The sequence below is a fragment of the Brevibacillus sp. B_LB10_24 genome, assembly GCF_046036945.1.
Taxonomy (GTDB): Bacteria; Bacillota; Bacilli; order Brevibacillales; family Brevibacillaceae; genus Brevibacillus_C.
In genome coordinates this window covers 27,203-41,261 of sequence record NZ_JBJQOQ010000028.1, presented here as the reverse complement: position 1 = coordinate 41,261, position 14,059 = coordinate 27,203, and the positions used below count along the sequence as shown (strand labels likewise).

The following is a 14,059-nucleotide window of genomic DNA, read 5'->3' as shown; positions in this document are numbered from 1 at the left end:
AGCATCGGGATCTGCACGGGGAAGAAGCCTTTGTGGTGATTTCCCCCGCTGTGAAGTCATGGGGAAGCACAGGTCAATGATGATCCGGCCGCCGTCTTCCAAGCGGTTAGGAATTATTTGAACAAATCCGAAAAGCTTGTTATGATGAAGATAAGCTTGATTGAAAACTCTGACTATTACAATCGTGAAACGGGTCTTTATTCAAAATGGGAAAGGGGTACCGCAATGAGCACAAAAACGACCTTGATGGAGCTGGATAAAAGGCATTTGCTCCATCCGGCAACTTCGGCAAAGGACAATTTCCAGCATGGACCCAGTCTGCTTGCGGAACGGGGGGAAGGGGTTTACCTGTACGATTCCGACGGGAAGAGATACATCGACGGCTTGGCCCAGCTTTGGAACGTAAACATCGGCCACGGCCGCAAGGAACTGGCCGAAGCAGCCATGGAACAGATGAGCCGGCTGGCATTCAGCCACTCCTTCAACCGGTTCAGCCATGAAACGGTCATACAACTGGCGGCGAAAATCGCTTCACTGGCGCCTGGGGATCTCAATGTCTGCCACTTCACCTCGGGCGGCTCCGAATCGAACGACTCGGCATTTAAACTGGCCAGACATTACTTTACGCTGAAAGGCCAGCCCCAGCGCTATAAAATCATTGCGAGAAACCGGGCCTACCATGGGGTTTCCATGGGGGCCACCAGCGCGACCGGGCTGCCTGTCTTCCGGGAAAAGGTCGGTCCCCTGGCGGACGGGTTTGTTCACGCTCCCGCTCCGTTCTGTTATCACTGCGAACTGGGCAAAACGTTCCCGGACTGCCAAGTCGCCTGTGCCTCCCAAAGCATCCGCGAGCTGTTGGAAAAAGAAGGACCGGAGACAGTGGCGGCGATCATCCTCGAGCCGATTCAAGGAGCAGGCGGAGTAATCGTCCCTCCCCCCGGCTACATCCAAGAGGTCCGCAGCCTCTGTGACGAATACGGCATTCTGATGATCGCCGATGAGGTGATCACCGGTTTTGGCCGCACGGGAAAATGGTTCGGCATCGAGCACGAAAACGTGGTACCGGATATGCTGACCTTTGCCAAAGGGGTCACCAGCGGTTATATTCCGCTTGGCGGCGTCATCATCAGCGATCGGATTCACCGGGAACTGACGGAAAACTCTTCCGGCGTACTGCCGCACGGCTTTACTTACAGCGGCCATCCGGCAGCCTGTGCCGTCGCTTTGAAAAATATCGAAATCATGGAGACGGAAGGTCTCATCGAAAATGCCCGGGCGATGGGTGAAGTGCTTGCCCGCCACCTGGAACAGATGAAAGCGTCCACGCCCGGCGTCGGCAACGCGATGAGCCGCGGACTGCTTGCCCAGATCGAGCTGGTACAGGACAAAGCGAGCAAAAAGAGTTTCGATCCTTCTCTGAAAGCAGCCAATCAGGTGTTTGAGAAGGCGCTGCAAAAAGGGCTGATCACCCGGGCGATCTCCCATCTTGGCAACGATATCATCGCCTTGTGCCCGCCGCTCAACATCAACGAGCAGCAAATAAATGAAGCGGCAGCCATTTTGACCGAATCCGTCGAGGAAGTCATGGCCGGTCTGGCGATCAGTCAGTAATACGCCAACAGCTGGCCTCCCCATTCGCTTCGGCATTGGGGAGGCCAGCTCTTTTTCTTTCATTGATAACCCCGGGGAAATACGGCAATAATGTAGCTGAACCTGATTGCATCTAACCATCTGTATAAGGGGTGAAGATTAATGATCATGAACAGTGACGACAACTACAAACAGGAAGTATCCGCTTTGCAAAATGTCATGCCCGGTATCGTAGATTCGTACCATGCCTTAACCGGCGCTTGTTTTGAAGCGGGTGAACTTACCCCCAAGCAAAAGCATCTGGTCGCGCTGGGCATTAGTTTAAGCCATCGCGACGACAACTGTGTTCGCTACCACGTACAAGAGGCGCTTCATAAAGGGGCAGCTGAGAAAGAAATTTGGGAGACAGTGGGAGTCGCCATCGCCATGAGCGGAGGAATGATCGTCTCCCAAAGCGTCCATTGGATCAACGATGTCCTGTCTGCCCCGCGCCATTAGCTGAAAGCTTGAATGACGCCGCAGGCCAGCCGTTTGCCGGAGTTGCCGGCCGGCTGGGTGCGAAAGTCGTCAGGGTTTTGATGGATGATCACTGACTTGCCGATGATATCCGGAACGCGAAACCGATCCGTAAAAAAGCTCATTCGAGCGTACCCGTTGTTGGAGAACAAAACTGGAAAATCGCCGGCGTGATTTCCGTGCGGCTGATTGTCGGGATTCCAGTGTTCCCCCGCGGCCTTGAACGGATCCTGCGGGTTCCCGACATCACAGCTGGCGTTTTCGTGTATGTGGAAGCCGTGGGGCCCGATGGGCGATTGGCCCGCCTCAGCCGGCCGATAAGGCGGCAGTCCGTTGACTTCTACGTATACCTCGGTCCCGTTTGGCACCTCTTCAAACGCCACATACCCGTTGAGGTTTGGCGCCAAGGGACCGCCTTGAATCTTGGCGATGGCGCGAGTCGGCATCGCTTCCGAGACGTGGGAAAACACTCTCGGCGGATAATATCCATAATTTGGATATCCGTACATGATAACACCCTCCCAAAGTTGAACTCCTGTATCTTATGTGGCGGATGGGCATTTCGTACGTTGAACCACTCCCTTTTCATACAAAAGAAGTGCTACTCGCCGCGAAAATCCGGTTTTCTCTTTTCCCGAAAAGCCTCTAGTGCTTCGATGCGGTCCCTGGTAGGAATGATGACCTCGTATGCTTTTGACTCGATGTCCATCCCTGTCTGCAGGTCGACGCCTGCTCCGCGGTCAATCGCGTACTTGGCCTGGTAGACGGCCAAAGGCGCATTTGCCAGGATCTCTTCCGCGAGGTTGGTGCACAGGCTGTGCAGTTCCCTGCGGTCTTCCGCGATCCCGCCGAGCACTCCCCAGTCGAGCGCGGTTCGGGCGTCGATCCTGCGGGCGGTAAAAATCAGTTCTTTCGCTCTTTGCTGGCCGATCAGCCTCGGCAAGCGCTGGGTGCCGCCCGCTCCCGGAATGATCCCCAGGCTTACCTCCGTCAGGCCCAGTTTGGCCTCCCTGACGGCATATCTGAAATCACAGGCGAGCGCCAGTTCAAATCCGCCGCCGAAGGCGTATCCGTTAATCGCGGCAATCGTCGGCTGGGGCAATCTCTCCAGGGCGGTGAAGACATCCCTGATCTTTTTGACGTTGCGGCGCACCTGCTGTTCGTTCAAGGTTCTGCGTTCTTTCAGGTCCGCCCCGGCGCAAAAAGCCCGCCCATCTGCCGTCACGATGACCGCTCTGATCTCTTTCGGATTTTGCTGCACCTCTTCGACGATCTCGCCGAGCCGCGACAGGGTGGCGTAATCCAGCGCGTTCAAATCATCGGGACGGTTTAACCTGATATACCCGATGTGTCCGCTTTGCTCGAACAAGACTGGCTGCTGTGTCATCTGCTCTCCTCCTCCGGTTTGCTGTCATAGCCTTGGCGGATATACTCTTCCTTCAACTCCTGGTACGACTTGGAGCTTTCCCGCACCCACCAAAGCGAATTGCCCTCGATCTCCTTTTTCTTTACGGCGGGATTGCCGGCAAGCAGGCTGCGCGGCGGGAATTTCTCGTTTGCCTTGACGATGCTGCCAGCGGCGACCACGGATTCTTCGCCGATTTCGGCGTTGTCCAGCACGACGGCATTCATGCCGATGACAGAGCTTGGCCCGATCCGGCAGTTGTGCAGGATGGCCCCGTGACCGACGGTGACATCTTCTGCGATATAGGCGCCGCCGTCCGTCATGTGGATCACGCAGTTATCCTGGACACTGGTTCTGGCCCCGACCACGATCGGACCGCAGTCGCCCCGCAGCACGGCCCCAAACCAGATGCTCGCTCCCTCCCCGATCGTGACATCGCCAATGATGGAAGCATTGGGAGCTATAAAAGCGCTTTTGGCAATCTTCGGTTTCTTTCCGTTGTACTCAAGGATCACTTCAGCCACTCCTTCGCGTTTGAAGATCTATCTGTGGACCCGTGAAAAATGACAATATCGGCCATTCGCATAGCCGATATTGCCACAAAAAGGGATAAAAAGGTACCGCTGCTTGTGTTACACGCCTTTCCAATCCGCTGCGCGTTTTTCCAGGAAAGAGCTTAAGCCTTCTTTTGCGTCCTCGGAACGGAACAGCAGGTTTTGCAGCTCGCCTTCGTAACGGATCGCGACGTTGAGCGGCATCTCTTTGCCGTTCATGATGGACAGCTTGATGTTGGAGACGGCGTACGTTGCGCTATTGACGATATTTCTCGCGTATTCCAGCACTCTTTCGCGCGTTTCTGCCTGCGGGAACACGTCGTTTACCAGACCGATTTCTTTTGCTTCCTGCGGGCTGATCGTCTTGCCGGTAATGTTCATGTCAAGCGCCCGGGAATAACCGATCAGGCGGGCCAGCCGCTGGGTGCCGCCCGTACCGGCGAGCACGCCGAGCGACACTTCCGGAAGACCGATTTTGCCGGAGTCGTCACCCATGAAGCGCAGGTCGCATCCCATCGCCATCTCCAGTCCGCCGCCGACAGTATGGCCTTCCAGGCAGGCGATGAAAATTTGCGGAGAGCGGGCCATTTTATCCAATGTCTCGTTGCAGAACAGGCAGAATTGCGTCTTGAAGCGCGGTTCGGCTGCCTTGAGGAAGTTGATGTCGGCTCCTGCAGAGAAAAACTTCGGCATATCGCTCATCAGGATCGCCACTTTGATGTCGTTGTCAAAGCGGATATCGTCGATGGCGGCATTCAATTCCTTGTAGAAGTCCAGGTTGTATGAATTGGTCTTGTTGACGTGCAGGTGAATTTCGGCAATCCCGTTTTCTTTTTTCAAAGTAAGAAGTGACATGTTTTGTTCCTCCTCTGATATATTATAATATGTTTTTTAAACTAACGTCTGTATAACATAATATATAATACTCTGCCGTTTTTTGCAATTGGATCGTTTTTGAATTTTCCCACTCCTGCAAGGCACTTACAGTCCGAACAGGTTGAGCGGACGGCTGCCTGTGTAGGAGACGACGCTCTTCGTCTCGGTGTAGAGGTTTAGCGTCTCGAGACTGAGTTCGCGTCCAAAGCCCGACTGTTTGTATCCGCCGAACGGCGTGCCTGGAAATGCCGAGATCGGAGAGTTGACCATCACGATTCCGGCGCGAATCGCGGCGGCGACGCGGTGTGCCTTGCCGTGGTCCCGGGTCCAGACGGCCGACCCCAATCCGAAAATCGAATCGTTCGCCTGGCGAATCACATCTTTTTCGTCACTGAATTTGATCACGACTACCACTGGCCCGAAAATCTCTTCCTGTGCGACCCGCATATCGTTGGTGACGTTGCCGATGATCGTCGGCATATACCAGTGCCCTTTTTCAAACTCGGGCCCTTCCGGCCGCTTTCCGCCGAAGAGCACCTCTGCCCCTTCCTCTACGGCCAGTTTTACGTAACTGTCTATCACCTGTTCATGGGCGGCGGAAATCACCGCTCCCATGTGTGTGCCTTCGGCAAACGGGTCGCCTACGCGCAGCCGCTTCGCCTTTTCTACAAATTTTTCCATAAACTGGTCGTAAATCTTCTCATGGACAAACAAGCGGGAGCGGGCTTCGCAGGATTGTCCGGTGTTGTAAAAAATGCCGTACAAGGATCCGTCTACGGCGCCTTCCAGATCGCAGTCGTCAAAGACGATGCTCGGCGATTTGCCGCCCAATTCCAGCGTAACCCGTTTTAACGTGGCAGAAGCGCGGGACATGATATCCTTTCCGGTCTCCGTCTCCCCGGTAAAGGCAATTTTGTCGATGCCCGGATGTTCGGTCATATAAGGACCGATCTCGGAACCGCTGCCGGTGATCACGTTGACCACGCCTTCCGGCACGCCGGCCTCGTGGCAAATATCCGCTAACACGTACGCCGTGATCGGGGTAAAGCTGGCCGGTTTCAAGACGATCGTGCAGCCGGCCGCAAGTGCGGGCGCTACCTTCCAGGCAGCCATCATCAGCGGGTAGTTCCACGGGATGATCTGGCCGCAGACGCCTACCGGCTCTTTGACGGTGTAGTTGAAAAATCCATTCGGCACCGGGTTGGTGTCGCCGCGCAGGGTCAACGCTGCAGCCGCGTAAAATTCAAAGTCCTCGATCGCCTGGTTGATTTGCCCCTTGGCGGCATCGACCGTCTTCCCGCTGTTCAGCACCTCCAGGCGGATCAGGTCGGGAAGCTTGCTGCGCATAATGTCGGCGATCTTGTTCAACACGCGGGCCCGTCTCGCCGCCGTGAACTTCGACCACTTGCCGTTTTCGAAAGCCTCTCTGGCGGCTGCGACAGCCTTGTCTACATCTGCCTTGGCGGCTTTGGCGACCCGAGCCAGAACCTCGCCTGTCGCCGGGTTGTGCGTTTCAAAAAACTCCCCGCTGCTGCTGTCTTCGTATTTGCCGTTGATGAACAGTTGATAGTAGTCTTTTAACACATCCATACCTCCCGATTGATGGTTATTGGCGAGCCGCTTCTCTCATACCACCGGCTTCCTGTCTTCCTGTTTTTGATAGCGATAAAATCCTCTGCCCGCCTTTTGGCCCAGCCACCCGGCGTGAACCAGTTTGCGCAGCAGCGGCGCAGGGCGGTACCGGTCTTCCCCCAGATCCCGATGCAGGCCGGACAGGACGGCATAGATATCGTCCAACCCGATCTCATCAGCCCAGGCCAGCGGTCCGTTGGGATAATTGGTTCCCTTTTGCATTGCCATGTCGATATCTTCCGCCGAGGCGGTTCGCTCCATCAGCGTGAAAGCGGCTTCATTGACGATCAGCGCGAGGATGCGGGGGAAGACCAGCCCCACCTCGTCTTCCACGGTTTCCGTCTCTTTGCCAATGCTGCCAAGCACAGCCCGCGCCTGCTCCAGGTAGATCGGGTCTGTCTGCAGGGCCGGGGCCAGCTCGATCAATTTCGTTTTCCTGAGTGGAGCAAAAGCCGCGAAACCTACAAGCCGGGACGGGTGCTTCAGCCAAGAGGCTGACTGTGTCGCGGTCACGCCCAGCACTGAGGACAGGATCAGCGTCTCCGCTCCCGCATACTGCTCGATCTCCGCCAGGTTCGCCCGCTTCTCGGCGAGGTCGGCATTGGCCGCCTCGATCACGGCAGCAAGCTGACTGGCATGTCGTATCTCATCCGGCGGCACCAATTCAACCGTATCTGCCTGTTCATATAATTCTCTCAGACCAGCGGCAAGTGAACTGCTTCCTACGACCGCAACCCGCACACTACTCGTCATAGTCGTAAAACCCTCCTCCCGCCTTTCTCCCCAGCTTTCCCGCCTGCATCATCCGCTGCTGATAAAAATGCGGTCGAAAGCGCGGGTCTCCAAAAAATCCGGCATGGACCGATTCCGTCGTGGAGAAGTTGATGTCAATGCCGATCAAATCCTGCAGCTCGAACGGGCCCATCCGGAAAGCCCCGGCCTTTTTCATGATCCGGTCGATCTGCTCTGCTGTCGCTACGCGATCCCCCAGAATACGCAAAGCTTCATTATAATAAGGACGGGCCACCCGATTGACGATAAACCCCGGAGTGTCTTCGCAGATGACCGGGCTCTTGCCGAGATCACAGACAAACCGGTACAGCCACCTGACGGTTTCTTCCGCCGTCTTGATGCCCCTGATCACCTCGACGAGCGGCATCAGCGGCGCCGGATTAAAAAAGTGCAGCCCGGCTACGCGCTCTGCCCGCGATGTGAAGCCGCCGATTTCCGTCACGGAGAAGGAAGACGTGTTGGTCGCGAGAATCGTCTCCGTCCGGCAGCATTCGTCCAGCTGGCGAAAGAGGTCGCGCTTGATCTCCATCCGCTCCACGGCTGCCTCGATCACCAGATCGCAATCCCCCAGCTCCGCCAGGCTGATCGCCGGACGAATCCTCTCTTTCGCGGCCAGACAATCGGCTTTGGACAATTTTCCCTTCTCTTGCAGGCGATCCAGCTGCCCGCTTATTTTGGCGATGGCGTGATTGACCGCCGTCTCATTGATGTCGTATAAAAGCACGCTGCTGCCGCTTTGGCTGATGGCCTGCGCGATCCCCGACCCCATCGTGCCGGAACCGACTACACCTACTCTCTTTGCATTCATCTGAATCTACTCCTCGCGTTTGTCCGTATCCTCGTCCTGCCACCTGATATACTCAAAAGCGCTTCGGCAAACGTTGCAGTAATACTGGCGGACCAGCTGCGCCGTTCCAAACGGGGACATCAGCGTGACATCCGTTTTGTCACAGAAGGGACAGTGGACGGAGAGTGCTCGGTCAGCCGGCATTGACAGCCGTCCTTGAAGCGCGCAATTCGGCGATTTGCTTTTGGAACGGGGCGACGAGGTTAGTCCCGCTTGGAAGATATCCGCTGTCGATCAGCTCTGCCGAGTCTTCCACGCATTGCAGCCAGGCCTCCGCTTGCGGAAGCACCTTGTCGAGACTTTCGTTAAACCTTGCCGGGATCGCTCCGCCGTCCGCCAAAAGCTGCTGCGCCCAGCCCCGGGAGTAGATGATGTGTTCCTTCTGTTCCTTGAGCAGCTTGTGAATCCGGTGCACCAACTCTGCGTGATTGGCCTCCAGCAGCGCTTTCAGCACCAGCTCAAGCGCGACGTTTACCGTGTAGAGGGCGGCGATCAGCTCGATCCAATTCCGGACTGCGACTACCTGGGGAAACGCCTTTCCTGTCTGGCTGGCGATCTCCGGTTTTTTGCCCTTCAGTCCTTTCAAGTCAAACGACCAGTTGTACAAGAGCCGGGCATGGCCCAATTCACCCTGGGCCATGGCGATCGCGGAAAGCGTCGCTTCCAGGTTGGGCCCGCTAATCCCGACCTCGACCAGGCGATCTCCCAGTACGTACTTGTTATCAGCAATCTGTTCGATCAAATTGACCAAGGATGTAAGACCTGCTGTCTGCTCTGCCATTACGCCCCCGCCTCCTCTTTCTTGAATAACCCTTCCGGATGTCTGACCCATCCGATGTGGTCTCTTCGCACCACGCACATCTCCACCCAGTCTTCTTCGTCGTAGATGTACGTGGCGTACACCTTGGCCAGATCATCGGTCTGGGCTTCGACTGTTCCTATGTGAACGAGATTGTCGCCGCGCTTGATCCGCGTAAAGACGTCGTACTCGTTTCGGTTGTCTCTGTTGTTCATCGGGCGCTTACCCCCCAGGTCTTCATTTTTTCACGAGCTTCCGGGCTGAGACGCTCCGCCGTCCAGGGCGGATCCCAGACGACGTTGATCTCCACCTCTTCCACGCCCGCCTCCTGCAGCAGCCGCTTGCGGATATCTCCCTCGATCCACTCCATGCAGGCACAGGATACCGCCGTGTACGTCATCGTCACCGTGACAACTCCGTCCTGTTCCTCGATCCCGTAGATCAACCCCATGTCTACCACGCTGACGGGAAACTCGGGATCCATCACTTCCTTCAAAGCCTTCCAGCAGCGTTTTTCCGCCAATTTCGTCTCTGCCATCATCCCACCTCTTTTCGCAGATCGGCCATTTCGTGGGCCCCCTGCTGAATGCGGGCAACGAATTCTTCGTTGAGCGGGCCTCTTTGCTTGAAGCGGGCGATGACGCCGTCCCAAGTATCCGGCTGATCGAAGAGCCAGCGCTTGTTTTCCGTGTCAAATTTGCAAGGGAACGGAACGGTAATGACGTACTTCTGCGTTTCCTCATCATATCGGGCCGGTACTTTTACCCCGATCGACTCACAGAACGGCACACAGGTGGACAGCCATTTTTGCCGAAGCTGGTCGTTGGTCCGGCCTTTTAATTTGTAGTCCAATTGCGCCGAGCGGCTTTTCAGTTCGTCGGCGACGCCGAAAAACTCCAGGCCCATCAAGAACATCCAGTCGGCTGCCTGCTGCACCTGCTCCCGCGTCTCGGGATTTTCCATCGCCGCCTTCATGATGATCTCTCCGTTGCGCAGGTGGAACAGCTCCTCTTTATCCACCTTGACCAGTGCGCGCTTCCACGGGCCGTAGGACGTGTGCTCGAAAGCATCCCCGAGCAGCGTGTAGCCGGCGCGGTCAAAAAAGGCATTGAAGACGCCCAGTTCGATCCAGTTTGACAGCGGAAAGTCAAAGGCGTACGGATTTTTCCATCGGTTGGCCGGACGTTCGTACAGAAGCTGGTCAACATCCTCGCCAAGGTCCTTCAAGAGCCGGTAGGCGATATGGGCGTGGCCGATCTCATCCTGCATAATGGCGAGTGCCGTAATCTTGCTGTTCAGGGTCGGCGCCTGGTCATAGACCGTCAACAGCGGCGGGACGCTCAGCAATTCCGTATCCCCGACGATCACCAACGTCTGCTTCAGCGCTTTCAGATATTCATCGTTCATGTCCTCTATGCGTTCGACCATAAAACCTGAATGAACCTTCTCCTTCAGCAAAGCTGCCTGTTCCATTCGCTCCACCTCATTACGTTTTTATTATCATCGTCTATTTAACGTAATACTAAAATATTATAAGTTTTCTGTCAAGCGTCTCTTTTTCGTAAAGAAAAAACCTCTCAAGTAAGCAGCTCTTACCCAAGAGGTTTTCCCGCGTCAGTGATTCATCCCGAGATATTGGCTCTTTACCTCTTCATTCGCCCGCAGCTCGTCAGGAGTGCCCGCAAAGACCACTTGCCCCTTGCTGAGAATGTACACCCGGTCGGCCACCCCCATCGCCATCGCGATATTCTGCTCGACCATGAGCATCGACAGCCCCTCGGCCTTCAGCCGCGAGATGATCGCCATCACTTCCTGCACCATGATCGGCGAAAGTCCCTCTGACGGCTCGTCAAGAAGCAGCAGATCGGGATTGGTCATCAGCGCTCTGCCGATCGAGAGCATCTGCTGTTCACCGCCGCTCAGGCTGCCGCCCATCGAAGCGGAGCGCTCCCGCAAGCGGGGAAACAGGTCGTATATTTTTTCCAGTGTCCAGCCTTCGCCTTCTGCCGAGCCTCCCCTGGCAGCCACGGTCAGGTTCTCCTTGACCGTCAAATTTGGGAAGATCCCCCTGCCTTGAGGCGACAGGCCAATGCCAAGCTTGGCGATTCTATATGACGGCAAGCGTTGAATCTCTTTGCCCTGAAAGCGGATTTTACCCGTCCGGGGGGAAGTGAAGCCGATAATGGAACGAATCGTCGTCGTCTTGCCCATGCCGTTGCGGCCAAGCAGCACGGCCAAACTTCCTTTTTCTACGGATAGAGAGATCCCGTGCAGGACGTGGCTTTCCCCATAATACGTATGAATCTGTTCCACCTGCAGCATCTACAGCACCCCTTCCTGGCCGAAGTAGATTTCATAGACGCGCGGGTCGGTTTGGATCGCCTGCGGGTCTCCCTCCAGCAGAATGCCACCGTTATGGAGCACCGTGACCTGATCGGCCAGTCCAAAGACGACATCCATGTCGTGCTCGATGATCAGGAGGGTCAAATCCTTGGGCAATTGCTGCAGCAATCGCAAAATGTACTGCGTCTCGGAATGGGACATCCCGGCAGTCGGTTCATCCAGCAGCAGGATTCGCGGCTCCGTCGCTATCCCTAAGAGGATCTCGACCTGGCGCTGTTCGCCGTAAGACAGGTTTTTTACCACCGCATTCCTGCGGTCAGCCAGCCCCCAGGTCTCCAGAAGCTGGTCGGCCCGCTCGTATATGTCCGGAAAATGCTTCGCCAGCCGCGGCCGATACCACACATGCTCCAAGCCGGCCCTCATCTGCAGGACCAACAGCAGGTTGTCCTGGACGGTCAGTTCATTCAACAAGTTGTTCTTCTGAAAGGTTCTGACCATCCCTTTGCGTACCCGCTGGTAATTCGGCAGCCGGGAGACGTTTTCCCCGAAGTAGATGACTTCTCCGCTGCTTGGCGCCAAATCGCCCGCGATCATGTTAAACAGCGTCGACTTGCCGGCGCCATTCGGCCCGATAAACGCCCGCCGTTCCCCCTTGGCGATCGCAAACGACAAATCTCTCAGGATTTCCAATCCGCCAAACCGCTTGCCCAACCCTTCTACGCGCAAGGCGGCCGTTTCCGTTACAGTTTCGCTCTGATACGCTGGTTTTGCCATAGCTTCCATACCCCGTTTACTCTGACGTTCCATTCAAGATACTGACTCCGAGCTCTCCGTTTGCACCGGCGCCCTCGCTTTTGCGGGCGTGCGCCAAACAGACTCCAGCCCGACGATTCCCTTGGGGATAAAAATAACGAAAAGAATGAACGTGATGCCGACGATCAACATCCAGAGATCGGTATAGGAACTGATGATCGTCTCCAGGATGACGATAAAAGCGGCGCCAAAAACAGGTCCTAAAAGGGTGCCGGCTCCCCCGATCAGCACCATGATCAGTACTTCGCCCGACATCGTCCAGTAGATGTCTTTCGGGGAGACGAATCCGTTGAAGTAGGAGTACAGCGCGCCGGCGACGCCGCCGATTCCGCCGGCCAAGACAAAGGACAAATTTTTATAGAAAGTGGTGTTGTAACCCATCGTTTTCATTCTCGTTTCGTTCTCGCGAATGCCGACGAGAATTTGTCCCAGCGGCGAACGGACGAACAGACGCAGCCCCGCAAGCACCAGGACAAACAGGATCAGGATCAAAAAGTAGAGCGAGCCGGAACTGCCCAGCACAATCCCTCCGGCAAGCGTCGGCTTCGGCACCCCGGACAAGCCGTTATCCCCGCCCGTCAAGCTGCCCCAGCGGTAGACGAGCGCGTAGATCATCTGAGAAAACGCCAATGTCAGCATCAGGAAGTAAAACCCGCTCACTCTGTTGCAGAAAAATCCGATGATCCCGGCCGCGACAAGCGAAACGAGCAATCCTGAGAGCAAAGAGACAAACAGGTTGGCGGAGAGGTGAATCGCGACCAGGCTGGAGGTGTACGCCCCTACCCCGAAAAACGCGGCGTGCCCGAGAGAGACAAGCCCCGTGTACCCGACCAAGAGGTTCAAGCTGGCGGCAAAAATGCCGAAAATCAGGATTTCGACCATGATGCCCGTGAAATAATCGGAAGAAATGAACGGAACCAGGCACAATAACAGCAGCAGGACAGCCAGGCTGCCCGTCTTCATCTTTTGACTCCCCATCAGTTCACCTGCTTTCCGAGCAATCCGGTTGGTTTCACGATCAGCACAAGTGCCATTAACCCAAAGATGATCATCAAGCTGAGCTGCGGGAACATCACTTTGCCAAACGTGTCCACCACACCAATGATGATGCTGGCGGCCAAAGTCCCGGCAATCGATCCCAGTCCGCCGACGACCAAAATGACCAACGCGAGGATCAGCACCTCAAATTCCATCCCGGGAAACAGGCCGAGAATGGGCGCTGCGGCTACTCCTCCGATGCCGGCCAACAGCCCGCCGATGGCAAAGACAACGGTGAACACCACGGTGATATTGATCCCCAGCCCGCCAACCATCTCCCTGTTGGACAGCCCCGCCCGGATAATCGCTCCCCAGCGGGTTTTTTCCTGGAAGAACCACATGGCGGCTGCGACGATGAGTCCAAATCCCATCACTGCCAGGCGATAAAGCGGGAAGGTCTGCCCGAACAACTCGACAGAACTGCCAAGCGACGCGGGGATGGACAGGGATTGCACGCTGGAGCCCCAGATCCAGCGGACCAGGTCGTGGACGACATATGCTAATCCAAAAGTGAGCAGTACCTGCGACAAATGGCCCAAACGATAGGTGGGCCTAAGCAGTCCCACCTCGAGGATGATGGAGAACAGCGCCACCAACAGCGGAGCCAAGAGCAGGGCTGCGAAGAAGCTGGGCGACACGTGCTTGGTAATGCTGAGCGCCAGATAGGCTCCGACCATGTACAGCGAGCCATGGGCCAGATTCAGTACGCCCATGATTCCGAAGATCAGCGACAAGCCGCTTGTGATCATGAACAGGAGCAGACCATATGACAAACCGTTGACCAGTTGAATTGCCAAAATATCCAAGATTCATCCATCTCCCTTAACAAGCTATGAGACTGGCAGCGCTCCCCC

The 14,059-nt window shown here is 56.0% G+C and carries 18 protein-coding genes; 2 read left to right on the top strand and 16 right to left on the bottom strand.

Annotation, left to right across the window (positions count from 1 at the left end; genetic code table 11):
• The first annotated feature begins 225 nt into the window (after positions 1 to 225).
• Positions 226 to 1,611, top strand: a complete 1,386-nt coding sequence (locus tag ACI7RC_RS20975) for an aminotransferase family protein (RefSeq protein ID WP_408110144.1) — start codon at positions 226 to 228, stop codon at positions 1,609 to 1,611.
• Positions 1,612 to 1,752: 141 nt separating this feature from the next.
• Positions 1,753 to 2,088, top strand: a complete 336-nt coding sequence (locus ACI7RC_RS20970) for a carboxymuconolactone decarboxylase family protein (RefSeq protein ID WP_408110143.1) — start codon at positions 1,753 to 1,755, stop codon at positions 2,086 to 2,088.
• Here the strand turns inward: ACI7RC_RS20970 and ACI7RC_RS20965 are convergent.
• The 16 genes from ACI7RC_RS20965 to ACI7RC_RS20890 all read right to left on the bottom strand — a co-directional run bounded on the left by ACI7RC_RS20965 (position 2,085) and on the right by ACI7RC_RS20890 (position 14,011).
• A complete protein-coding gene (locus ACI7RC_RS20965) occupies positions 2,085 to 2,615 on the bottom strand; it encodes a superoxide dismutase family protein (RefSeq protein ID WP_408110142.1) in 531 nt (176 codons plus the stop codon). The two genes, ACI7RC_RS20970 and ACI7RC_RS20965, sit on opposite strands and share 4 nt — an antisense overlap.
• Positions 2,616 to 2,707: 92 nt before the next feature.
• Positions 2,708 to 3,493, bottom strand: coding sequence for an enoyl-CoA hydratase-related protein (locus tag ACI7RC_RS20960; RefSeq protein WP_408110141.1), 786 nt, complete (start codon positions 3,491 to 3,493; stop codon positions 2,708 to 2,710).
• The gene (locus ACI7RC_RS20955) at positions 3,490 to 4,026 is read right to left on the bottom strand and encodes a gamma carbonic anhydrase family protein (protein ID WP_408110140.1); all 537 of its coding nucleotides are present in this window, start codon (positions 4,024 to 4,026) and stop codon (positions 3,490 to 3,492) included. The genes ACI7RC_RS20960 and ACI7RC_RS20955 overlap by 4 nt, the downstream gene beginning before the upstream one ends.
• 117 nt (positions 4,027 to 4,143) lie before the next feature.
• The gene (locus ACI7RC_RS20950) at positions 4,144 to 4,920 is read right to left on the bottom strand and encodes an enoyl-CoA hydratase/isomerase family protein (RefSeq protein WP_408110139.1); all 777 of its coding nucleotides are present in this window, start codon (positions 4,918 to 4,920) and stop codon (positions 4,144 to 4,146) included.
• Between the two features lie 126 nt (positions 4,921 to 5,046).
• Positions 5,047 to 6,531: an aldehyde dehydrogenase family protein gene (locus tag ACI7RC_RS20945; RefSeq protein WP_408110138.1), complete on the bottom strand. Its 1,485-nt coding sequence runs from the start codon at positions 6,529 to 6,531 to the stop codon at positions 5,047 to 5,049.
• Between the two features lie 36 nt (positions 6,532 to 6,567).
• Positions 6,568 to 7,326: a 3-hydroxyacyl-CoA dehydrogenase family protein gene (locus ACI7RC_RS20940; protein ID WP_408110137.1), complete on the bottom strand. Its 759-nt coding sequence runs from the start codon at positions 7,324 to 7,326 to the stop codon at positions 6,568 to 6,570.
• Entirely contained in the window at positions 7,316 to 8,173 is an 858-nt protein-coding gene (locus tag ACI7RC_RS20935; protein ID WP_408110136.1) for a 3-hydroxyacyl-CoA dehydrogenase NAD-binding domain-containing protein, read from the bottom strand. Before ACI7RC_RS20935 ends, ACI7RC_RS20940 begins: the two co-directional genes overlap by 11 nt.
• 6 nt (positions 8,174 to 8,179) lie before the next feature.
• Entirely contained in the window at positions 8,180 to 8,356 is a 177-nt protein-coding gene (locus ACI7RC_RS20930; RefSeq protein ID WP_408110135.1) for a PaaD-like zinc ribbon domain-containing protein, read from the bottom strand.
• Positions 8,346 to 8,993, bottom strand: coding sequence for a Phenylacetic acid catabolic protein (locus ACI7RC_RS20925; protein ID WP_408110134.1), 648 nt, complete (start codon positions 8,991 to 8,993; stop codon positions 8,346 to 8,348). The genes ACI7RC_RS20930 and ACI7RC_RS20925 overlap by 11 nt, the downstream gene beginning before the upstream one ends.
• Positions 8,993 to 9,226, bottom strand: coding sequence for a hypothetical protein (locus ACI7RC_RS20920; protein WP_408110133.1), 234 nt, complete (start codon positions 9,224 to 9,226; stop codon positions 8,993 to 8,995). The genes ACI7RC_RS20925 and ACI7RC_RS20920 overlap by 1 nt, the downstream gene beginning before the upstream one ends.
• The gene (locus tag ACI7RC_RS20915; protein ID WP_408110132.1) at positions 9,223 to 9,549 is read right to left on the bottom strand and encodes a metal-sulfur cluster assembly factor; all 327 of its coding nucleotides are present in this window, start codon (positions 9,547 to 9,549) and stop codon (positions 9,223 to 9,225) included. The genes ACI7RC_RS20920 and ACI7RC_RS20915 overlap by 4 nt, the downstream gene beginning before the upstream one ends.
• On the bottom strand, positions 9,549 to 10,484 hold the full coding sequence (locus ACI7RC_RS20910) for a Phenylacetic acid catabolic protein (RefSeq protein ID WP_408110131.1): 936 nt from the start codon (positions 10,482 to 10,484) through the stop codon (positions 9,549 to 9,551). Before ACI7RC_RS20910 ends, ACI7RC_RS20915 begins: the two co-directional genes overlap by 1 nt.
• Before the next feature lie 141 nt (positions 10,485 to 10,625).
• Complete coding sequence (locus tag ACI7RC_RS20905; protein WP_408110130.1) at positions 10,626 to 11,333, bottom strand: ABC transporter ATP-binding protein; 708 nt, start codon at positions 11,331 to 11,333, stop codon at positions 10,626 to 10,628.
• Complete coding sequence (locus ACI7RC_RS20900; RefSeq protein ID WP_408110129.1) at positions 11,334 to 12,128, bottom strand: ABC transporter ATP-binding protein; 795 nt, start codon at positions 12,126 to 12,128, stop codon at positions 11,334 to 11,336.
• Between the two features lie 33 nt (positions 12,129 to 12,161).
• On the bottom strand, positions 12,162 to 13,145 hold the full coding sequence (locus ACI7RC_RS20895; RefSeq protein WP_408110128.1) for a branched-chain amino acid ABC transporter permease: 984 nt from the start codon (positions 13,143 to 13,145) through the stop codon (positions 12,162 to 12,164).
• Complete coding sequence (locus ACI7RC_RS20890) at positions 13,145 to 14,011, bottom strand: branched-chain amino acid ABC transporter permease (RefSeq protein WP_408110127.1); 867 nt, start codon at positions 14,009 to 14,011, stop codon at positions 13,145 to 13,147. The genes ACI7RC_RS20895 and ACI7RC_RS20890 overlap by 1 nt, the downstream gene beginning before the upstream one ends.
• Positions 14,012 to 14,059 lie beyond the last annotated feature (48 nt).